A 21,479-nucleotide genomic window follows, 5' to 3' on the forward strand; every position below is an offset into this window, starting at 1 on the left:
AATAACTAAATAAGGAGCACTGAATGAGCGAGTATATTATTTCGTTGTTATTACTAATGATGCCATTGAGCACATTTTTAGCGGCGTGGCTAATTGGCCGACAACCTTGTGCCTCAAATGGCAATGTACTGTTTAAAGTGATGCTATTTAATAGTGTTGCATTTATCAGTGCCGTTGCACTTTATCGTATTTATGCCTTTGATTTACTGAGTTTCTTATCGCTCTCAGTGACCCGCACTATTATGCTAGGACTAATCCTGTTCATAACGCTAATATTAATTCGGTTTTGCAAACACTATATGCAAGGTGAGCCACGTGTAAATTACTTTTGGCGCTGGCTGCTATTGACCGTAACCGCAGTGATGATTGTAGTTATGAGCAATCACTTAGCGCTATTTTGGCTAGGCTGGGTGGCAATTAGTTTGGCACTGCACAAGCTATTAATGTTTTATCCTGAGCGCCCTCGTGCGGTACTCGCCGCTCATAAAAAGTTTATTGTGGCACGCGTAGCCGAATCCTTATTACTCGTCGCATTTATTATTTTATCGGTTACTCACAACAGCCTATACATTAGCGATATCACTACTTTTTATCACACCACCACACTGCCGCTATCTTTGGCTGAACAACTCGCAGCCTTTTTAATCGCTTTTGCTGCTTTAATCAAATGTGCTCAGTTGCCTATACATGGCTGGCTAATCAAAGTGGTTGAGGTGCCAACACCCGTCAGTGCGTTATTGCATGCTGGGGTGATAAATTTAGGTGGCTTTTTATTAATTTTATTTGCGCCTTTGTTTATTCAAGCTGCGGCTGCACAGTGGTTAATTTTAATTATTGCTGGTTTAACTACGGTGATCAGCGCTTTGATAATGACTACCCGAATAAGCGTTAAAGTAAGGCTTGCTTGGTCTACCAGTGCGCAAATGGGATTAATGCTCATAGAATGTGCGCTGGGATTATTTGAACTGGCTCTGCTTCACCTTGTTACTCATTCAACCTATAAAGCCTTTGCATTTTTAAACTCAGGCAACGGTGTAAACGAAGATCTGATTCGCCGCCACATTCCAAAACAATCACCCACGTGCTTTGCTTGGTTAACGGGGGCATTGGTGTCGATTACCCTAGTTGGCGCTGCTTGGACCATTAGTGGCTATCAAGGCGCGGTCAGTGTGTGGCTACTTTTAGCATCGGCTTTAACTATTTTACTGGCCAACCAACATGGCGCTTCTAGCGTGCAAACTCACAGTAAAAAACTGCTAGTTGCACTATTAGTTGTTATTAGTTATGTGGTTGCTAAAAATATATTTACTTTAGCACTAGAGCTTGAGCAGTGGCGCGAAGCTGCATTTAGCCTCGCCGATAGCTGGGTAATAGCCCTTATTTTAACGTTAATGATTGCCAGCTACTTTTTACGCTACCAGTCTTGGCGACCACAGGTTAAATCACTTTCCACCCTATTATTTGCAGGCTTGTATTTAGATGAGTGGTTTACGCGATTAACCCTAAAAATATGGCCGATAAATTTACCTAATAATGGCCACACCGATTTAAAAAATCATGCAGCTGGAATCACCGTTGAGGAATCAAAATGAGCAATCAAACGCATTCAAATCACACGGCATTATCGTTAAGTGACACTGAAAACAACATACTTAATAAAGTATGCGGTTACATAGCACCAAACTGGCCTTTAGATCAGATGATTGCCGTTAACCCATTTTGGGAAATGCGCCACCTGCCTATTGAAGATGTAAGCGCACGCATTGATACCTTATGTAATGCCAATATGCTCATGCCTAAAGACTTTTATCAGCACAAGTACGACAACGGCATAATTACTGATAACCACTTAGCCGATGCAGCCAAGTTACTTAACAGTGACTTTACGCATGAGCAACTCATAAAAACCCTTCACATTGATGTTCCTTTAGTGGATTGGCACAACATTGCAGATTTACTCGACCAGCAGCGCAATAAACATAAAATGGCTTGGCATGATGAAATTACTCATCAGTTAAGTCAGTTTTGTGCTGCGCATTATCAACAACTCGGTCCTATGCTGCATCGTAATGATACTAAAGCCCCATCTGAATTATATCGCCATTGGCTTACTGTTATTCAAGCTGATAAAGGCATTAGCATTGTTATGGATGAACGGCATTTAAATGGCTATTTTAAGCAATTACCCACATCCGCTGATGAACTGATTGCACTAACACTCTCAACCCTTAATATAGATAACGACTCGTTAGAGTTATATGCTCATTCGCTGCTTTTAGATATTAATGGTTGGGCATCGTGGTTAGCGTATTTGCGATTCCAAGGCCAACTTTACGCTAAGCCAAAAGATGATATGAAACAGCTACTGGCCATGCGAATGGCATGGGACTTGGTTATTTGGCAGTATCTGGCAGATCATGATAGTGCTTCATTTAAACAACTACAAAGTCAGTGGCAGCAAGAAAAGTCACTCGTAATTGAGCGCCTGCATGCACACAAATTGGCACAAAAGCCATTATGGGTGTGGGCAAAAGCACTGGAGCTGAGCTATCAATACCCGCTTAATCATGCGCTGCAAAACGCCACTAAAACGCCAGTGAACAACGCTCAATTACAAGCAGTGTTTTGTATTGATGTACGCTCAGAGGTTATTCGCCGCGCGCTTGAATCGCAAAGTAAAAATATAGAAACCTTCGGCTTTGCCGGCTTTTTTGGCTTGCCACTAGAATATCAAGAAAATGGTAGTGCAATTACTCGTCCTCAACTACCCGGGCTACTCAAACCAGCCATACATGCCACACAAACACACAAAGACGCGGCGCTTGAAGCATCTCGTCAAAATAGTGCTACATGGCAAAGTTGGTCAAAATCAGCCCCCTCATCGTTTTCTATGGTTGAATCAGCAGGCTGGCTGTATGCATTTAAATTAATAAAAAATACCTTTTTATCTAAAGGTAAAGCTAAAAAGTGCGCAACCACCGACTGGCAATTAACACAAAATCAGCAACAACTGACCCTAAAAGACAAAACCGACTTAGCTCAAAAAGTGCTTAACACCTTAGGAATAAAAGAGTTTGCGCCGCATGTTATGTTGGTGGGGCACGCCAGCCATACAACCAATAACTTACACAGTGCTGGCCTAGAATGTGGAGCCTGTGGAGGGCAAAGTGGCGAAGTTAATGTACGCGTGCTGGCTAACTTACTAAACGATACTCAAGTGCGCCAAGCGCTTAAAGAGCGAGGGCTAACACTGGCACAGAGCACGCAATTTATTGCCGCTATTCATAACACAACCACGGATGTCATCACCGCTTACGATACCGAGCTTAATGACAATCTAAAAAAATGGCTAACCGTTGCCACGCAAACCGCTCAGCAAGAACGCTTAGTAAATATCGACCCACAGTTAGTTAATAAAACCGCGGATGAAATTAACCATGCTTATCATCAGCGTGCCCGCGATTGGTCGCAAGTACGCCCAGAATGGGGGCTTGCTAATAACGCCGCCTTTATTGTTGCACCACGGGCCTGGACTCGCAGTGTTAACTTACAAGGACGCTGTTTTTTACATGATTATGAATGGGAAAACGATAACGAATTTGCGGTATTAGAACTGATCATGACCGCCCCCATGATAGTAACCCATTGGATCAATAGTCAATATAATGCCTCGGTTACCGACAACCATAAATACGGCAGTGGTAATAAAATACTCCACAATGCAGTCGGCGGTAATATTGGATTATTTGAAGGTAATGGCGGTGACCTTCGTATTGGCTTAGCCATGCAGTCACTGCACAATGGGGAAAAATGGATGCACGAACCAATTCGCCTTAATGTATATATTGCTGCGCCGCAATCTGCAATCGCGGCAATTTATAACAAACATGTCATGGTGAAGGAGCTGATTGATAACCATTGGCTCACTCTCATTCGCTGGGGCGATGATAATACTCTCGAGCAGTTCGAAAATGGATATTTCTCAACTATTTCAGCCTCTAATGAGCCAATATAAGCTATGCCAAAGATAGTCATTGCCACGAAACATAAAAAGGCACCTTTAGTAGCTCCCGCTCTGGAGCCACTTGGTTTTGAGGTATTCACTACTGATTTATTTGATACCGATACACTTGGGATGTTTAGTCACGAAGTACAACGTCATGGCAGTGCCAACACAGCGGCACTGACAAAAGCTCAGCGCGCATGTGAACTCACAGGCGAGCAATTTGGGCTTGGCAGTGAAGGCAGTTTTGGGGGTGGGCCATATCCGGGTTTAATGAACTGGGACGAAGAAGTTATTTGTTTTTACGATAAACACAATAACAATACTATTTATGGATACGCTGGTGGACCATTTTCGCCCAGCAGTTTAACTATAAACAGTGAAACTAGTACTGAATCAATCACTACTGCATGTCAGCGCTATGAAAACCAGCATTGGATACTTGACGACACCCAAACGCTTCATAAAGGGCTTAGCATAGAAGCGCTTATTGCTTTGTATACAGAAAAAACGCCAAGCACAGGTACAATCACGCCTGATCTGAGGGCCATGTATAGCCCGCAACGCCAAGTAATTATTAGCCGAGCTGCAGAAGATCTTGCAAGGCGACTATCATCAACATGCCCACAGTGCCAAAACCCTAACTTTGTTGCTAAACAAGTTACAAAAGGCTTGCCCTGTGAGCTATGTAATATGCCAACAGAACAAATGAAATCAACTACTTCAGTGTGTGATAGTTGCGGCTTTAGCCACATTGAAACGAATAAAAAACGCGTTGCTGATGCAACATATTGCCAGTTTTGTAATCCTTAAGAGTTATTATGACATCATTACAACCCACTCAATTATTGAATACTGAAGAGCGTATTAACCAAGCCGTGGCACTATTAAAAGCGGGCGAATGCGTTGCCTTACCCACAGAAACTGTGTACGGCCTTGCTGCCGATGCGAGCAATAGTGATGCTGTAGCAAAAATATTTGCCGCGAAAGGACGCCCGACAAACCACCCGTTAATTGTGCATATTCCTGAACTATCACATGTGCACCACTGGGCAAAAAATGTAAATAAGGCAGCGATTACACTTGCTGAAGCCTTTTGGCCAGGGCCGCTCACACTTATTTTAAATGCAAAAGATAATTTAAATAGCCCTGTAACAGGTGGCTTGAATAGCATTGGTTTACGCGTACCAGCACATCCGCAATTTTTAGCCGTTTTAAAACAATTAAATACTGGTCTTGCAGCTCCCTCGGCTAATCGATACAAGCAGTTGAGCCCAATCAACGCAGCTCATGTTATGCGCGATTTGAATGGTCGAATTAGTGCGGTATTACAAGGAGGTGAATGTAATGTAGGTATTGAATCGACCATTGTCGATGCCAGCTCAGAGCAGTTACGCATATTACGCCCAGGACCAATTTCAGCATCTGATATTTTGCAAAAAACTGGACTGCATGTCAGCACGCCACATTCACATAACGAAGTGGTACCGGGTAATGTAAAAGCGCATTATCAGCCTCATGCACCAGCCATGTTGGCTAATACTGAAGATTTCGCTAAAATTTTGAGTGAAAACTCTCAGAGTAAAAGTCACTATTTAATCTATTCTACTCAATTGCAACAGCAGTTATTAGCGGGCGACATTCCATCAGAGCGTATTACTAAGCTCAGTAGTTGCCCTATTGAATACGCTAAAAATATGTATAAAGCACTGCATCTTATTGATGAGACGACCCCATTAACTATTTATATCGAAAAGCCGCCAATAAGCAGTGAGTGGGCTGCAGTGAATGATCGCCTTAGTCGCGCGGCTACTAGTTAGCTTGCAGGTATTCAATTACAGAGGTCGCGTTCACAGGTTTGTAAAAGTAATACCCCTGAAAACGTTTACAGCCAATATCCACTAACATATCAAATTGTGCTTGCTCTTCCACGCCCTCAGCTATAACACTTAAGTTATGGCTGTTGGCAATGGCAATAATACTTTGCACCATACTATTTGATTTAGAGTCCACCAAAATATCATCAACAAAGCTCTTATCTATTTTCAGTTCATCTATCGGTAAGCGTCTCAAAAGACTCAGTGATGAATAGCCTGTGCCAAAATCATCCATTGAAAAGCGTATTCCACGTGACTTTAAGCTCTTAATCGTATCAATCACATGTTCAAGATTATCCATAAAGAGGGATTCTGTTATTTCTAAAATGATACTTTGCGCAGTAACATTGTGCGTCTCTAAACTGTGTAATAATGTAGGAATAAATACACTACTTTGAAATTGCATTACTGAAATGTTTATTGCCAATTCAAGAGGGGTATCGCTGTGTTGCTGCATTTTTGCAAACTCACTAATAGAGCGCGCTAAAACAAAGTCACCGATTTTAAAAATTAAATCACTTTGCTCCGCAATAGCAATAAACTCAGCAGGTGAAACCATACCCAACTCGCTATCATGCCAACGAATTAGTGCTTCCATAGCATGAATTTTACCCTGCTCATTTACTTGGCACTGATACGCCATAGACAATGACTGCTCGTTTAACGCCATATTAAGCCGCTCTTCTACTTTTAAACGACGTAAGTAAGCTTGTTTAATATCAGCATGATAATGACACAGCCATTGACCTGTATCCTTTGCCCATTGATTCGCTAAATGCGCACTTCGTACGAGCTTGCTCTTTGTTATACCATGCTCTGGATAACAGGCTATGCCCACACTTATATTAAGTAATCGTTCACTATTGTTGGTTTCATATTGCTGGATTGCTGACTCTAAAATATGCTCGAATGCACGTCTGTTTTGCTCATCAAAAGTGTGAGGTGCAATAATACAAAATTCATTCCCACTATTTCTAAATACTAAATAGGGTGATAAAAATGTTGTTTTTAAAAAGCCAGCAAAGGTTTTTATCGCTTTATCGCCAAACTCCATGCCAAAGCGATTATTCATAGAACGCAAGTTGGTAATGTTAATGATTGCTAAGCTAAACGATGTTTCTTTTTTCTCTTCAAAGCTATCACGTAACGCTTTTCGATTTGGGAGTTTGGTCAAATCATCATGTCTTGAAAGATGGAATAGCTCATCAATACGCTTTTTTTCAGCACGTGCAATAAGCCTAAAACCAAAAAATAGCACCATACAAATAAACACATAAACTAGGACATACAAGCCAACTTTCCAATAATACAGATTTTTTATTGGTTGCATCGCCATTTGTGACAGAGTCCACAACTGATAACGGTTATCAAATTTTGCTGAGGTGATATACGGTTTGCCTTTTACCGTCGTTTCTATGCTAAACACTTCCTCGGAAGATTTAAGTGTTTGCTTTGTTTTACCTGTTTGCTCTATCAAAGCATTACCCGATAACCCCAATGCCTCTTTAGTCTGGGTTTTTATATAACTTGCTATATCTGCATCTCTAACCGAGCTGTATTGAATAAAGCCATCTATTTCTCTTGCTAGCATGATGTAATCATCACGATTACTTTGCAAAATATTTAAGTACTTAGTCCCTCTCGACACCGCCATACCTGCCGTCATAACCGCGATTACTGTGCCGCTCTTATCGCGTAATGCTTTTCTTATTGGGATCACCCACTCTTGTAAAGATTCATTAAAGTAAGTCTGTCCTAATACCATTTTGTCTGATACGAGGGTTTGCGCAAAGCTTTGGCGTGTATTTTTATTTTCTTTCAGGTTGATCATGGTTGAAGCGTTTAAGTTTGAGCTGTAATAAATAATCTCGCCTTGCGGATTAAACAGTCCAAAGCCTAATAACACGGGATTTTCGAGCAAAATATTATCAAGAAGTTTAATTGTCGACGTTTTTTCATATAAATTATTATTAGAGAGAATATCTCTACCAATTAAATCTAGCATCAGCTCTTTATTTCTAAGGGTGCTTTTAAGTGCTTGCGCAGAAAATTCCACACGATTTTGGGAGCTCGTGCGGTAATCTTTTTTGATGTTTTTCCACTCGTAAACCAAAAGCACGCTTAATAAAATTAAGCCACCCAACAGCAAAAAACAGAAGAGTTTCCATAAATTATTTTTTATTAGTGCCATCTAATTCTCACAACCCCGCCACAACCTGTTTGGTAGTGTGTTATGTATTTGGGCTCTTAAATGCACTTTATGGCTAGCTTGGTTTTTTTTCAAGCAATTTTATTGCAAAATTAAGAAAATACATACAAATAAACACCTTTAATTAACAATAAAAGCAACATTAATTAACAACCGGCAAGCTCGATAAAAGCATTATTGTTATTGCTAAGCTAAGGCCTCGTTGTATCCTTGCATTTAATAAACCATATTATTTAGCGACCATTGTAGTTTATTTATTAAATATAATATTGATTTAAAACAATAGCTTTAGTTGTAAAATGTAATTTAAATCAGCCCATATATGAAGTCGCTTTGTTTAGTCATAATTTTGCAATAATGATCGGTAATAATAGCTGTATTATTAATCAAAAATAGCATTTGAAGCCCCTCATGAGCGAATCTATAGTGCAACTTACTTTTGCACTTCCGTCATTTGAAGATCCTATGTCTGCGGCAATGAGCCACAGCATGGAATTTGAAACGCTATCGCAGGATGCTAACAGTCAGCATCAAATCACACTGCAATGCGTTTTACCTGAGGCTGCTCATGAAAGTGATATTATTTCACTCAGCGCAACTGAGCCAAATGCACGAGCGGCTCAATACTACACAGAAAAAACACTCAACCTATCTGATTTAGAACAAGGGCGAGTCAACCTGACTTTGAGTCAAATAGCACATAGTCATGATTTTGTGATGCAAATGATTTTGCATGGTAAGCACGGCACGTTAAAAAATAGTTTGCAGTTTGATATGCATATTAACCAATTTGGTAGTGGTTATACTGCACCTGCAACTTATATAGCGCCGCCTAAGCCGCATCGGGTACGTCAGTATTTCGCTAATATGGGAACAGCTTTGCTTTCGCTTTTTTAGTTATTGGCGCACACTTTTCCACTGGTTTTTTATTACTCAATCAGCAAAGCTCACTTTACCCATAGTGATATCTAAAATCCCTTGGTTGTTATTATTTAAGCTTTGACGTTGCCCTGCCAAACATTCATTTGCCAAAATAGCAAACAGCACGGCCTCTTTGGCATCAGGATTTACGCCTAAACTCTCGGTGTTTTTAAACGCCTTAATGTTTGGGCAGTGCATCAGTAATTGCTTCATTAATAATGGATTATGAATACCTCCACCACTGGCATACACTACACAGTCTTGAGTATGTTGAGCACAGTCATTTAATGCCTTAGCAATCGTAGTGGCAGAAAGGGCATTTAAAGTCGCTAAAACATCTTCGTGGTTTAGTCTTTGTGTCGTTGAATGCATTTGTGCCGCCCGTAAATAAGCTAAATTAAACACCTCAGGTCCGGTTGTTTTAGGCAGAGGTAATTTAAAAAACGCGTTATCTGTAAGCGCAGCAAGAAGCTTTGTATTCACTTTACCAGCTTTGGCAAGTTTAGCTCCCTCATCATAATGCAGCCCTTTAAAATAATGCTGTACATAAGCATCCATAATAGTATTGCTAGGGCCAATGTCAGAGCTAAAGACCGCTCCAGTATCGCCGTTTTTAGGTAAAAATGTTAAATTAGCAATGCCCCCCATGTTGAGTAAAATACGATTTTCATTTGGGCTGGCAAAAAATAAATAATCTCCATACACAGCTAATGGTGCGCCTTCACCACCAGCAGCAATATGCTTTTGCCTAAAGTCACCTATCGTGGTAATGCCTGTAGTAACCGCTATTTGATCGCTGTCGCCAATTTGTAGCGTGCCATTTTTAAAATCGTGGTGGTTATGTTGGGATTGCGGGCAGTGATAAATAGTTTGCCCGTGACTGGCTATTACATCAATATCGGCTGGATTTACTTGCCACAGTGCTAAACACTGATTAACCATAGCACCATGGAGCTTACCTACCCACGGATGTAACAAAGTCAGCACTTCTAAATCGCATTCGCGCTTAGCAAACACCTGTTTTATTTTAGTTTTATACTCGTCGTTGTACTCAACCGTGGTGAATTTTAATACCTCTATTTGGGTATGCAAACCCGCTCCGGTTATTTTACATAGCGCCACATCTAAACCATCTAAAGAGGTGCCACTCATTAGGCCAATAATTAAACGACTGGGCTTTTTAGCGCTATTATAAAGGGCGGCAATGTGTGGGTGCATAGTGACTCTGTGTAGGTACTTTTTATTATATTTTAAAAGAGTTTAAAGCAAAGTTATAGCTGTATACACTTTAATTTTAAAAAGATAGTTTCATTGTTTAAACGCCTAAAGCTTGCTAGGTTATTGGTTGATAATAATAAACTTATTTACCATATGATGATTTTACGTGAGTTCAAGCAACACGATACCTTTCAAATCGTAACCATTTTGAACAATCAACAAGTAGCTCGCTATTTGTCCTCTAAAATTCCATTTCCTTATAGGCAGGCAGATGCGAATTGGTGGATAAACGAGGGAGCAAAATGTGGCATCATTAAAGCCATTGAAGTTGATGGCCTGTGTGTTGGTTGTATTGGTATTACCCCTGGTGAATTTGAGTATAGCCGCAGTGGCGAAATTGGCTATTGGCTTAGTCAGCAATATTGGGGGCAAGGTATTATCACCCAAGCCATTGGGTTGATTATGAGGGTCTGTTGACCTTTCAAGGTTAAATTTGCAACAGTCTGTTTGGTATTTAGGCAAGGCAGAGCCTATGAGGTGTGGTTATTCCACATAAATAGGCGATAACGCAGCATTAATGCTAAACAGGCGCTGCCCTTCGGGTTCTGCCTAGGGGCTATTTACTCTTTGTTGCTCGGTTTTGACTTAGCCCACTAGGTTACAAACCTCGCGCCGCGATTAAACCGCCCCTAGTTTGAACAAATTGTAATCCGCAAAGGTCAACAGACCCTAAAGAAGTGTTTAAAAGTACTAATTTAAACCGTATTTATGCGGCTGTATTTGCTGGTAATGCGGGCTCAATAAAGGCGCTGCTTAAAAGTGGCTTTAATACCGAGGCTATTTTAAAACAAGCAATTTATAAAAATGGTCACTATTTTGATAGCCATATATTTAGCATGCTAAAAACAGAGTAATTATTCTAATTAAATGTTTGCAAAGGTTGAATTAACCCCCTCTCGCCCAAAGCTCGTGTATCAAGGTACAAATTTTATCTGCCTATCCGCGCATTATTGTTGAGCCGTGTATTGTTTTAAAGCTTAAACATTCGGTAATAGGTGGTTTTTTCACTTTATTTTGGAGATTTTTATGTCTACAACTAGCCGTCAATTTACTTTAGCCTCGCGCCCACATGGCGCCCCTACCAATGACAACTTTGAATTTAAAAGCAAAGAGCTTCCATCGTTAAAAGAGGGCGAAGTACTGTTGCGTACAATTTACTTATCATTAGACCCCTACATGCGTGGCCGTATGAGCGATGCTAAATCGTATGCCGACCCTGTCGAAATTGGTGATGTAATGGTTGGTGCAACGGTGTGCCAAGTAGAAACATCTAAAAACGATAAATTTAGCGAAGGCGAATGGGTATTAGCGTACACAGGTTGGCAAACTTACGCCATCTCAAATGGCGAAGGCTTAATGTCATTAGGTAAAGAACCAACAAACCCTTCATACGCATTGGGTATTATGGGTATGCCTGGCTTTACCGCCTACATGGGTTTACTCGATATTGGCGCCCCTAAAGCAGGTGAAACCGTGGTCGTTGCAGCAGCAACGGGACCTGTTGGTGCAACGGTTGGCCAAATTGCTAAAATTAAAGGCTGTAAAGTGGTTGGAGTTGCCGGTGGCAGCGAAAAATGTGCTCATGCCGTTGAAAAGCTAGGCTTTGATGCCTGTATTGATCACAAAGCCGATGACTTTGCCGAGCAATTAGAAAAAGCATGTGACCAAGGCATTGATGTTTATTATGAAAATGTGGGCGGAAAAGTGTTTGACGCCGTATTACCTTTGCTTAATACCTCAGCGCGCGTTCCTATCTGTGGTTTGGTATCGCAATATAATGCGACCAGTTTGCCTGAGGGCCCAGACCGAATGGGCATGTTAATGGGACAATTACTAACTAAGCGCATCAAAATGCAAGGCTTTATTATTTTTGATGATTATGGCCACCGCTATGACGAATTTGCACAAGACATGCAAAAATGGCTACAAGACGGAAAAATTCAATACCGCGAACATCTGGTAGAAGGCATTGAAAACACCATCAGTGCATTTAACGACATGATCAGTGGGAAGAACTTTGGTAAAACCGTAGTAAAGATTAACAGCCCACTATAATAACATTCAGGCTGTGTTGTAATTCAACACAGCTCAATAAGGAAGAAAATGATTAAACTACACCATTTAAATAAATCTCGCTCTAAACGTATTATTTGGTTACTAGAAGAGCTTGAGGTCGATTACGAAATTGTTGCTTACCAACGTAACACTGAGACTTTTTTAGCCCCTGATGAGCTTAAAAATGTGCATCCGCTGGGTAAATCGCCAGTTATAGAAGATGATGGCTTAGTGATTGCCGAGTCTGGCGCTATCACAGATTACCTGATCACTAAATATGGCAAAGGTAAATTAGCCCCAAAAGCAGGCACCCCTGATTACGTTGACTACCAGCAATGGCTACATTTTGCAGAAAGCTCAGCAATTTTACCGCTTTTACTCAAAATGTTTGTGCAAAAAGATGGTGCTAAAACCCAGTTTTTAGAGGGCTATGCTGATGCAGAAACCGCTAAAGTGATTAGCTATTTTAACAGCCGTCTTGAAGGCAAGCGTTATTTAGTGGGCGAGACCCTAACCGGTGCCGATTTTATGATGTCGTTTATTGTTGAAATCGTTAAAAATGCAGGCCAGTTAGAGCACTTTAAAAACCTGGTTAAATACGATGAGCAATTACAATCTCATGAAAAATTTCATACCGCTAACGAGTTAGAAGCCAAGTACGACTAACTTACCTTTCGCTTTGATTGTGGTTTCACAGTCAAAGCGATACCCGCTTTTCTATTCAGGCTTATCTAGGTAGATTTGTTTAAAATCATTAAAATGTGCTTCAAAAAGTGCAACTAAGTTTGGATCAAAATGATTACCTGCACCTTTAATTATTTCCGCTTTTGCGTCATCCATACTCCAAGGCTCTTTATAACAACGGCGACAACATAACGCATCAAACACATCAGCAATCGCAGTAATTCGTCCCTCTAAACTGATTTCTTGCTGTTTTTTTGCGTGCGGATAACCGGCTCCATCCCAACGCTCGTGATGATCAATCGCAATGTTTGCAGCCATATCAATAACAGGATTAGCTGTCCCTTTGAGAATTTCCCAGCCCTTAGTGGTATGCTGTTTCATAATTTCCCACTCGTCAGCATCTAATTTTGCCGGCTTGTTTAAAATGAGATCTGGTACACCTACCTTTCCTACATCATGTAATTGCGCAGCTAGGCTAATTTTATCGCAGTACGCTTGATTTTGATTATGCAGCTGCGCGAGTAATTTTGCATATAAGCCAACCCTAATTACGTGAGATCCCGTTTCCTTGGAGCGCGACTCCATGGCACCTCCCATCAGTGAAATAGCCAGCTGCTGGGTTTCTTCAATTGAATTAGCTAATAATAAACTTTCAAATGTGAGAACAACATTGCCCAAAAACAAGTCAACAAGCTGTTGCGCTTCTTTTTTAACCGGTTGCAATGATTGAAATGCGAGTATTGAATCTAGACCTTTTTGTGAATGATGAAAATAAACATAATGATCTTCTGCAATAAAATTCTGCTTGGTTTGTTTCGCCCTTAAAAAGTACTCTTGATGCTTTTTCGGAATACTATCAATACCACTTCCCGTGAACAGATGTATACCTGAGACTTCCCCTTCAATCATTTGCAACTTTTCATCTAACTGACAAATACCAAATACTTTAGGCGCATCAATATATAAATTGGCCGAGCTCATATTCAGTACAAGTTTTAACTCTTCCATGACAACAGAGGTAAACTCTACCAAGTCACCAATTTGGGTAATGGTAGAAATAGCTTTTATTAGTCTTTTTAAATTATAGCAGTGAGTTTGTAGCATACAAATATCGCGGTAGGCTCGTAAAGAGGTATAAAAAATCAATTCAAGATCTTGGCTTTGCAGTTGGCTCTTCGCTTTATAGCCATCAATATCATAATCGCGAATAACACTGCGCTCAGGCGCAACCCCAGGCTGACCTGTTCGCAAAATAATTCGACTATAACCATTTTGTAAGTCTTGGCGAATAAATCGCGCAAGATCTAATCCTGCATGTTCTGTTTCCATTACGACATCTAGTAAAATTAATGCGTAACGTTCTGAGCTTTGTAGTTTCTCTTTCGCCTCAGATGCACTGTAAACACTGTGTAGTTCAACAGGGCGTTGCTCAAATTCAAAGCGCTTCATTGCAAGTTGAGTTACCTGATGCACAGAGTCATCGTCATCAACAATTAAGATTTTCCATGGCTTAGCATTGCTGTTGGCAACCGCTTTATCTGACACTACATCATCTTGTAACCACTCCATAAACACACCCTGCTATTAATTAATTCGGTGGCGTTACCGGAAATTGAATGAAAAAATAAACGCCTGTGGATTCTTTTTGCTTTACTGCAATTTGCCCTTTCAGGCGGTGAACTACGAGGTTATAAACAATATTCATCCCCAAGCCACTGCCGCCACCCGCTCTATTTGTAGTGTAAAACGGGTCAAACACTTTTTTCTGAACTTCATCTGTCATGCCTTGACCACTGTCTTGATAATGAATACAGACAGAGTCTAAGTACTCAATATGAACACTTATCTGCCCTTTTTTTCTACCATTTTGAAAACCGTGAATAATTGAATTCATTACTAAATTAGTGAAAATTTGCGCTAAGGCACCGGGATCAGAATACACTTCTGGCTCAGGCTCCGTTGCACTAATGGTAATATCAACCGGTGTTGCTTTAAGGGTATGATAGAGGCTTTTTAGCACCTCATTAAAATAACTACTTACATACAAATTACGTAATTCTTCGGTTGTTTGATCAACCGCTACACGTTTAAAACTGCTTATTAAATCAGCGGCACGTTGCATGTTTTTTAGCAAAATGTCACAGCTTAAATCAACTTCACTAATAAACTCACTAAACTGCGTTTTACTTAAGGTGCCAGAAGCCACTTTGTTTTTAGTTTCGATTAACATTTCTCGCAAATGAGATGTCGCTGTCACACAAACACCTAACGGTGTATTCACCTCATGTGCCACACCACTGACTAAACTTCCAAGTGAAGACATTTTCTCTGCTTCAACAAGTTCCTGCTGAGTGCGACGAAGCTCTATGGTTTGCTCAAGTAGAGCCTGCTCTGCCTCATGGCGTTTACTCGACATTAAATTAATAGAATCACTTAAACTGTCATAAGGGCTGCGCTTAGAAACTGTTTGAGAAAAATCCCCAGCTGCAATCGCAGAGCAAACCTGATCAATATCTTTACTGGCTTTAATTAAACGCTCAAAGCTTCTAAACATGGTGCCAAGCTCATCCTTTTGAGTCATATACTTTTGAACATGAATAGATAAATCTCCATTAGCTAGCTGTTCAACAGATTTAATCGCAATATTAATACGCTTGGTTGTTCGGTTAATAAAATACCAAAAGAGTAAAAACACCAGTAATACACTTGCAAAAGCCGCTGCCAATAATGGGCTAAATTGCGCTTGAATAGGCCCAATAATATCGGTTTCAGAGCGACGCACTATCACTGTCCAATGCCCAGTGGCAACCTTGGCTTTATCAAAATAGAATATTCCAGAATCAAAAGGATCGTTAGCAGATAATATTTCTCTTGCTTGCCCCTGTGATTTTAGCTGTTTGGCTATACTTGCATAATCTGTGTCTAAAATGGCTTTCGTTTTTAGTCCTGAATGATTTAATGTCGTGGCAATCACGTTGTCACGTTGGCTGAGTAACAAAACATCAATTTTTAGTTGCTGCTTTATGGTTTGTAAGAATTCCGTTATATCAGCAAGTGCTCTATCTACACTTGCCATACCGACAAATTCGCCATTAATAATAATTGGCGAACTTTGTTCAACCAGCATTCTTCCCTCGTAAACATAGGGCTCAGTGATCATCGTCTCGGTATTACCATCACGTAAAAACTGTTGACGTACTCCCTCATAATAAAGACTTGATTCCATATCGACCAAGGGCTCAAGTAACAAACGTTCAGAGTCATTAAAATCACGATGCCAATAAGGTAAAAAACGGCCAGTTTGGTCTACATAAACGCCCTCTTTTAACGGTGGAGCATTAATATAGGCTTGATCTTGATTATCGGCATTAGGCTCATAACCAAACGAAGCCCCCACAAATGAAGGGGTCATTTTAAGCACTGCACGAACAAAATTAATACTTGCCTCTCTATCACCAAACAACCCATTTTGCTGTGCTAAGGCCATAATCTCTGTAGTGCGTATCGCTAATTGCGTTTCTTCATTTACCTTCGCGGCAATCGTATCTGCCGTCTGGCTTAAATTTAGTTTTGCTTGTATAACAGCCTGATTAAGGCTAGTTGAATACCAATAACTCAAGATACTGGCAATAATGAGCATGACGGGCAATGCCAAATACAGCAGCATCTTTCCTTGCAAAGAGTGTATGAGTGGTAGTCGCATAATTTTAGGCTTGAACAAGCAAGCCAACATCCTGAGGATCTGAAGTATTAAGCTTAAAAATTAGACTATAAAAACTTTCTAGGCAAATCAATTGTGTAGAAATTAATGCAGAAGCGGGGTATTAAAATACCCGCTATATAACGGACAAGGTTGTTAAATAGAGTATCGCTTGGAAACAAAAGCGTTATTTATATAATTTATCAGACTCGCTAAGTTGTAGAGCAGACTGTAAAGTTCTTATTGTTTAATCGACCAACCGATAACCCACAGCGGGTTCAGTTAATATGTATTTTGGACTAGCAGGGTTAGCTTCTAGTTTTTGTCTGAGCTGCGCTACATGTACCCGCACATATTCAGGACGGTCTATGTACTGCGCTCCCCAAATATGGCTTAAAATTGCATTATGAGTGAGTACTTTATCTTTATTTTGAAACAGCAATAATAATATTGCGTACTCTTTTTTAGTCAGTTTTATCTCATTCCCCGAGGTGGTTACTATGTGCTTTTGTGGATCTATTTTTATATTCCCACAGGTAAACGCCACACTCGGCTGACTTTGGGTGCGCAATAACACCCGAATTCTGGCGAGTAACTCATTCGCGCTAAACGGTTTGGTAATATAGTCATTTGCTCCATAGCTCCCGCTCAGTAATACACTCACCCGAAGCCATTTCAAATTCTCGACACGTTAATGGGCGATTTTCGTAAATAGTACACATGAGGGTATTTCTATCAAGTGCTTCGCACCAGCCATCGTCGCCGCGCTTCATGACCTCACTGCCCCATTTGTCGTAATCAATATATCGAAAAGGAACACCGGTATCAGTGACAATACGCACTTCTAATTGGCAGCAACACGCTTGGCAGTTAGCGCAAGTGACTGGTTGGGTATTGATATTTTCAACAGCAATGATTGAGTTTGGCATACAGACTTTTGATAAATGATATACAAGCTATAGGATACACGAGCGAGGCAAGGGTGACAGTAAAATAACGTCAGATATTAAACATCGTTATATTGTAATTAACTAATCACTAAAAAAGCGTGCTGATTAACCAGCACGCTTATTTAAGATTAAAAATTGAAAACCACTTTAACGTTATCCGATACAGCTGATGAAGAGACAAAGCCAATGGTGTCAGGGTTAGCTGCGACCATTTTGATTACTTCACTGTCATTTTCTAACTCTTTAGGTGGTGTGCCCTTTCCTGTGAAAATTAGTTTTGACCAATATGCTTTTAACTGAGAAGACGTTTTATTAAGTAATTTACTATTAAATTGCTCGGTTGCAGCACTACTTGGTTCTTGAGATATTGGAATGATCTTATTGCCATTGCTAAATGACTTTTCTTTTCCTGTATAAATTCGGCTGATAACAGACTCATCAAAGCTACTTTCATTTGAAGGATGCACGATAATAGCAAAATCTGCATAGGCGAAGTTCGTAAACAGGAATATTACACTTAATATTAATTTTTTCATTTTACTTCTCCTTAAAATACAACATCGACACCAAGCGTGATAGCTTTACTATCACCGGCCACAGCTAAATCAAACGAGTCATCTTTGACTCTATCGTATTGCACTTTAAATGCAGCTGACGGATGAAAGTCCCACCTCACACCAACAGCAAATGTATTATGCTGCTCTGTATCACCTTCACCTTCTTGTTCGAAGTCTGAAAACATGACATAAGGTGTAATAGAGTCAAAACGATAGCCCGCACTGATCATATAAGTGTCGAGATTACCATCTAAGTCTAAGCGGTTAAGCTCACTTAAAACGAAAAAATCACCAAAATCAAGATTTGCAGCTAAACCATAAAATTTACCATCTCTGCTATCTTTGCCGTCCCACAAAACCGGTTCACCCGCACGAAAACGCTTGTTGGTGTATTGCATGTGGGTCACTCTTAGTTCGAGCCAGTCACGATTTAGTAACAGTACGCCGCCTAACATATCTTCCCAAATTTCTCTTGTTGGCTCTTGAAAGAAGAAGTCTGATAATAGCTTGTTATCGTCATCGTCCTCTTTACCGGTATAAATATTCGCAGACACTCCCCAGTCACCTATAGAACCTGAGTAGAGTAAATTAACGCCCTCGTAGTTAAATACTTGCCATGTATAGTTATCTGCAGGGGCTCGCATCCATACATATGCATAACCTACATCGAAAAAGTCTGAGTAGTAAAATAGTGGTAAACGCTTCTTACCTGCTTGAATAGTCCAATTATCATTAATATCGTAAGAAATATAAGCCCATTCAAAATTTGCCTCAAAGTCGTTGACTCCTCTGGCAACTAGCTGACCTGTTACAGAAAGACCTTCACCCAAATCGCCTGATACCTGTAATCCAATCAAAGACTCTGGCGAAAAGGATAAATCTTCAGTGTATGCACTAACATTTGGATAGTCCGCAAGAAATGTTGGTTCAACGCCATATTGCGGGACACCTGTACCGCTCAGTACCTTACCTGCATTAATACTTGCAAAACCCGAAATATTAATTTCAGCATAACTACTTGCAGATATAAATGCTCCAATAGTATAATTTTTTGCAGTTTCATTGATCACCTCATTATTATAATGGCTGTCATAGCCAACTTGAGTATAGTAAAGCAAGAAAAAGAAACAAAAAATTAACACTCTTTTATTTTTATACTGATTTCTAATATTATTTAGCCATCGACCTTGATAGCAATGTCCCTTTAATTTCGCTGTAGCGCTGTTGCTCGCACAGTGCAAAACCACTTAGTTGACGTACTTTATTACGCGCAAACAGTGGCACGCTCATTCCCGCTAAAAACCGGCATTGGGTTTCAATACCTACATTGTGTACACCTTTAGTTGCCATGTGCGCTAAAAACTCATCGACCTTTTGATAAATAAGCGCTGTATCAATCGTTGCAGGGGGAATTGAATATTCAAGCTTAACTGAATGCCCACGACACACCGAGCAATGTCCACACTGCTGTGGCGCATTCGCATCATCAAAGTAACGGGCTAAGTTATAGCTTAAGCAAGATTGCAGCTCAAAAAAGCGCACTAAAGCAGCAATCCGTTTTATTTCCGCTTGCTCTTTATCGGTAAAATAATCGTGTAACTGCTGGGCAAGTGCAGGATTATTAATCACCTCGCTATGCACTTTGTACACGTGAGTAATACGTTTGGTTTCAAGGGTTATAAGGTTTTTTTCAGCCAAATAGTCAAGCGCGGCTACCACACGTTTACGGTCAACCTGCGCGGCTTGCGTTAGGGAGTCAAAATTAAGTGTGCCCCATATTTTTTTAAAGTCGGTATGACTAAATATTTGTGTTAAAAAAGCTTGGCGCTGCTCATCAAACTGGCTAAGTAACTCATTTTTATCAACCAAAAATTTATACTTAAAATCGGCATAATAAGCATACTGCGGGGTTATTGCGCCTTGCATTTCAAGCTGTACCAGCAAGGTTTTAAGGGCAAGTTGGCGAATATTACTCTCGCTTGAAAGGCTATATTCTTGCATTTCCCATTGCTGTTGAGCTTGGCGAATATCGTTAATAACATATTCAATACCGCTGAGCTCTGGAGTATCGCCGTAAATAAAGTTTTCTACTGTATTTAAGCCATCTAAATTAGCCAGGGTATAACAATTTGATGGGTTGCCGTCACGCCCTGCGCGGCCAATTTCTTGGCTGTAGTTTTCTATTGATTTAGGTAAATCGTAGTGAATTACAAAGCGTATGTCTGATTTATCAACCCCCATACCAAAGGCAATGGTAGCAACCACTACATTTATTTTGCCTGCCATAAAATCGTCTTGAATTTGCCCGCGTAGGGTGTCTTCAAGCCCTGCATGATACGCCACCGCGTGCAGGCCCTGCACGCTTAACATATTGGCCACTTGCTCAGCACTTTGCTGCAGCGTGACATACACAATACCGGGGCCGGTTTGCGCACGGACAATTTTAGTAAGCTCATTGTTTTTATCCGCCGTTTTAACACTCAGCACATTTAAATCTAAATTAGCGCGATAAAACCCCGTTTGCACAATACATTGTGGCTCAATAGCAAAGCGCTCAGCCATATCGCGTTTTACTTTTTTAGTGGCGGTAGCGGTTAATAGTAGCACCAACGGAATATTTAGCTCTTCACGGTAACGAGGTAGTTTTAAGTAATCGGGTCTAAAGTTATGCCCCCATTCAGATATACAATGCGCTTCGTCAACAACCAACATAGAAAGCGCCACTTGGCTTATAAACTCCCTAAAGCGTTCGTTTTTAAAGCGCTCAACCGACACCATTAACACTTTAACTTTACCACTTCGTACGTCGTTCATTACAGTGCTACTTTGCATTTGGTCTTGGCTTGAGTCGAGGCTGGCGGCATAGATGCCTTTGCTATTTAAAAAGCTAATTTGATCTTTCATCAAGGCCAATAACGGCGATACCACCAGCGTTAAATGCGGTAAATGTAACGCGGTGAGTTGATAGCACAACGACTTACCCGATCCTGTAGGAAATATTGCCAGTGATGATTGGCCATTTAGCAGCTGCTCTATGGTTTGTTGTTGCCCTGCTCTAAACTGATTAAAACCAAAATGTTGCTCAAGAGACTGAACTAGCGAGGTACTCATAAAAGCGTCCTTTTTATGTCGGTGCCCATAAATGCTGTAAATGCGCAGTAGATGAAATATTTGCATATCAGTATACATCAAATGACGTGATTTATTGCTGACATATCCTTTAATTAGGCGCACACTATAGCCCC

The 21,479-nt window shown here is 40.5% G+C and carries 17 protein-coding genes and 1 pseudogene; 9 read left to right on the forward strand and 9 right to left on the reverse strand.

Translation table 11 applies throughout. The features are described 5' to 3' along the window. The first annotated feature begins 23 nt into the window (after nucleotides 1-23). The 4 genes from ACTRWE_RS09200 to ACTRWE_RS09215 are packed head-to-tail and all read left to right on the forward strand — an operon-like array spanning nucleotide 24 to nucleotide 5,823. A complete protein-coding gene (locus tag ACTRWE_RS09200) occupies nucleotides 24-1,592 on the forward strand; it encodes an NADH-quinone oxidoreductase subunit L (RefSeq protein ID WP_462879888.1) in 1,569 nt (522 codons plus the stop codon). Beyond that, a complete protein-coding gene (locus ACTRWE_RS09205; RefSeq protein ID WP_462879889.1) occupies nucleotides 1,589-4,015 on the forward strand; it encodes a DUF2309 domain-containing protein in 2,427 nt (808 codons plus the stop codon). Before ACTRWE_RS09200 ends, ACTRWE_RS09205 begins: the two co-directional genes overlap by 4 nt. 3 nt (nucleotides 4,016-4,018) lie before the next feature. Beyond that, entirely contained in the window at nucleotides 4,019-4,816 is a 798-nt protein-coding gene (locus tag ACTRWE_RS09210) for a DUF6671 family protein (protein WP_462879890.1), read from the forward strand. Nucleotides 4,817-4,824: 8 nt separating this feature from the next. Beyond that, nucleotides 4,825-5,823: an L-threonylcarbamoyladenylate synthase gene (locus tag ACTRWE_RS09215; protein ID WP_350605712.1), complete on the forward strand. Its 999-nt coding sequence runs from the start codon at nucleotides 4,825-4,827 to the stop codon at nucleotides 5,821-5,823. On the opposite strand, the gene ACTRWE_RS09220 is transcribed toward ACTRWE_RS09215, so the two are convergent. Next, nucleotides 5,816-8,071 (reverse strand): bifunctional diguanylate cyclase/phosphodiesterase, encoded by a 2,256-nt coding sequence (locus tag ACTRWE_RS09220; RefSeq protein WP_462879891.1) that lies wholly within the window; start codon nucleotides 8,069-8,071, stop codon nucleotides 5,816-5,818. The genes ACTRWE_RS09215 and ACTRWE_RS09220 overlap by 8 nt on opposite strands. 429 nt (nucleotides 8,072-8,500) lie before the next feature. Here ACTRWE_RS09220 and ACTRWE_RS09225 point away from each other — a divergent pair, with 429 nt between their 5' ends. Further along, nucleotides 8,501-8,986 carry a hypothetical protein gene (locus ACTRWE_RS09225; RefSeq protein WP_033103012.1) on the forward strand — a complete coding sequence of 162 codons (486 nt, stop codon included), beginning with the start codon at nucleotides 8,501-8,503 and terminating at the stop codon, nucleotides 8,984-8,986. Between the two features lie 36 nt (nucleotides 8,987-9,022). On the opposite strand, the gene ACTRWE_RS09230 is transcribed toward ACTRWE_RS09225, so the two are convergent. Beyond that, the gene (locus ACTRWE_RS09230; protein ID WP_462879892.1) at nucleotides 9,023-10,228 is read right to left on the reverse strand and encodes an anhydro-N-acetylmuramic acid kinase; all 1,206 of its coding nucleotides are present in this window, start codon (nucleotides 10,226-10,228) and stop codon (nucleotides 9,023-9,025) included. Between the two features lie 153 nt (nucleotides 10,229-10,381). On the opposite strand from ACTRWE_RS09230, the pseudogene ACTRWE_RS09235 reads away from it, so the two are divergent. From ACTRWE_RS09235 to ACTRWE_RS09250, 4 genes and pseudogenes are all read left to right on the forward strand, one after another. After that, a pseudogene (locus ACTRWE_RS09235) lies at nucleotides 10,382-10,690 on the forward strand (GNAT family N-acetyltransferase); the annotation flags it as partial. A gap of 275 nt (nucleotides 10,691-10,965) precedes the next feature. Further along, entirely contained in the window at nucleotides 10,966-11,142 is a 177-nt protein-coding gene (locus tag ACTRWE_RS09240) for a GNAT family N-acetyltransferase (protein WP_013462910.1), read from the forward strand. 172 nt (nucleotides 11,143-11,314) lie between these two features. Next, the gene (locus ACTRWE_RS09245; protein ID WP_013462909.1) at nucleotides 11,315-12,343 is read left to right on the forward strand and encodes an NADP-dependent oxidoreductase; all 1,029 of its coding nucleotides are present in this window, start codon (nucleotides 11,315-11,317) and stop codon (nucleotides 12,341-12,343) included. Nucleotides 12,344-12,391: 48 nt separating this feature from the next. Continuing rightward, nucleotides 12,392-13,009 (forward strand): glutathione S-transferase family protein, encoded by a 618-nt coding sequence (locus ACTRWE_RS09250; protein WP_462879893.1) that lies wholly within the window; start codon nucleotides 12,392-12,394, stop codon nucleotides 13,007-13,009. Nucleotides 13,010-13,060: 51 nt separating this feature from the next. Here ACTRWE_RS09250 and ACTRWE_RS09255 read toward each other — a convergent pair whose 3' ends face one another. From ACTRWE_RS09255 to ACTRWE_RS09285, 7 genes are all read right to left on the reverse strand, one after another. Then, the gene (locus ACTRWE_RS09255; protein ID WP_462879894.1) at nucleotides 13,061-14,596 is read right to left on the reverse strand and encodes an HD domain-containing phosphohydrolase; all 1,536 of its coding nucleotides are present in this window, start codon (nucleotides 14,594-14,596) and stop codon (nucleotides 13,061-13,063) included. 19 nt (nucleotides 14,597-14,615) lie between these two features. Next, on the reverse strand, nucleotides 14,616-16,730 hold the full coding sequence (locus tag ACTRWE_RS09260) for an ATP-binding protein (RefSeq protein ID WP_462879895.1): 2,115 nt from the start codon (nucleotides 16,728-16,730) through the stop codon (nucleotides 14,616-14,618). Nucleotides 16,731-16,974: 244 nt separating this feature from the next. Beyond that, a complete protein-coding gene (locus ACTRWE_RS09265; RefSeq protein ID WP_350607809.1) occupies nucleotides 16,975-17,391 on the reverse strand; it encodes a response regulator transcription factor in 417 nt (138 codons plus the stop codon). Continuing rightward, nucleotides 17,354-17,656: a YkgJ family cysteine cluster protein gene (locus tag ACTRWE_RS09270; protein WP_350607807.1), complete on the reverse strand. Its 303-nt coding sequence runs from the start codon at nucleotides 17,654-17,656 to the stop codon at nucleotides 17,354-17,356. The genes ACTRWE_RS09265 and ACTRWE_RS09270 overlap by 38 nt, the downstream gene beginning before the upstream one ends. A 149-nt stretch (nucleotides 17,657-17,805) precedes the next feature. Beyond that, nucleotides 17,806-18,213 carry a substrate-binding domain-containing protein gene (locus tag ACTRWE_RS09275; protein WP_013462898.1) on the reverse strand — a complete coding sequence of 136 codons (408 nt, stop codon included), beginning with the start codon at nucleotides 18,211-18,213 and terminating at the stop codon, nucleotides 17,806-17,808. 11 nt (nucleotides 18,214-18,224) lie between these two features. Then, a complete protein-coding gene (locus tag ACTRWE_RS09280; RefSeq protein WP_462879900.1) occupies nucleotides 18,225-19,301 on the reverse strand; it encodes a porin in 1,077 nt (358 codons plus the stop codon). Between the two features lie 103 nt (nucleotides 19,302-19,404). Next, nucleotides 19,405-21,345, reverse strand: coding sequence for a RecQ family ATP-dependent DNA helicase (locus ACTRWE_RS09285; RefSeq protein ID WP_462879896.1), 1,941 nt, complete (start codon nucleotides 21,343-21,345; stop codon nucleotides 19,405-19,407). Nucleotides 21,346-21,479 lie beyond the last annotated feature (134 nt).

The sequence above is a fragment of the Pseudoalteromonas sp. G5_S1_54_S4 genome, assembly GCF_054968565.1.

Excerpts from the sequence above, each read along its gene's own strand:
- ACTRWE_RS09200 (WP_462879888.1), top strand. The coding sequence starts at position 24 with ATGAGCGAGTATATTATTTCGTTGTTATTACTAATGATGCCATTGAGC.
- ACTRWE_RS09205 (WP_462879889.1), top strand. The coding sequence starts at position 1,589 with ATGAGCAATCAAACGCATTCAAATCACACGGCATTATCGTTAAGTGAC.
- ACTRWE_RS09210 (WP_462879890.1), top strand. The coding sequence starts at position 4,019 with ATGCCAAAGATAGTCATTGCCACGAAACATAAAAAGGCACCTTTAGTA.
- ACTRWE_RS09215 (WP_350605712.1), top strand. The coding sequence starts at position 4,825 with ATGACATCATTACAACCCACTCAATTATTGAATACTGAAGAGCGTATT.
- ACTRWE_RS09220 (WP_462879891.1), bottom strand. The coding sequence starts at position 8,071 with ATGGCACTAATAAAAAATAATTTATGGAAACTCTTCTGTTTTTTGCTG.
- ACTRWE_RS09225 (WP_033103012.1), top strand. The coding sequence starts at position 8,501 with ATGAGCGAATCTATAGTGCAACTTACTTTTGCACTTCCGTCATTTGAA.
- ACTRWE_RS09230 (WP_462879892.1), bottom strand. The coding sequence starts at position 10,228 with ATGCACCCACACATTGCCGCCCTTTATAATAGCGCTAAAAAGCCCAGT.
- ACTRWE_RS09245 (WP_013462909.1), top strand. The coding sequence starts at position 11,315 with ATGTCTACAACTAGCCGTCAATTTACTTTAGCCTCGCGCCCACATGGC.
- ACTRWE_RS09250 (WP_462879893.1), top strand. The coding sequence starts at position 12,392 with ATGATTAAACTACACCATTTAAATAAATCTCGCTCTAAACGTATTATT.
- ACTRWE_RS09255 (WP_462879894.1), bottom strand. The coding sequence starts at position 14,596 with ATGGAGTGGTTACAAGATGATGTAGTGTCAGATAAAGCGGTTGCCAAC.
- ACTRWE_RS09260 (WP_462879895.1), bottom strand. The coding sequence starts at position 16,730 with ATGCGACTACCACTCATACACTCTTTGCAAGGAAAGATGCTGCTGTAT.
- ACTRWE_RS09270 (WP_350607807.1), bottom strand. The coding sequence starts at position 17,656 with ATGCCAAACTCAATCATTGCTGTTGAAAATATCAATACCCAACCAGTC.
- ACTRWE_RS09275 (WP_013462898.1), bottom strand. The coding sequence starts at position 18,213 with ATGAAAAAATTAATATTAAGTGTAATATTCCTGTTTACGAACTTCGCC.
- ACTRWE_RS09285 (WP_462879896.1), bottom strand. The coding sequence starts at position 21,345 with ATGAGTACCTCGCTAGTTCAGTCTCTTGAGCAACATTTTGGTTTTAAT.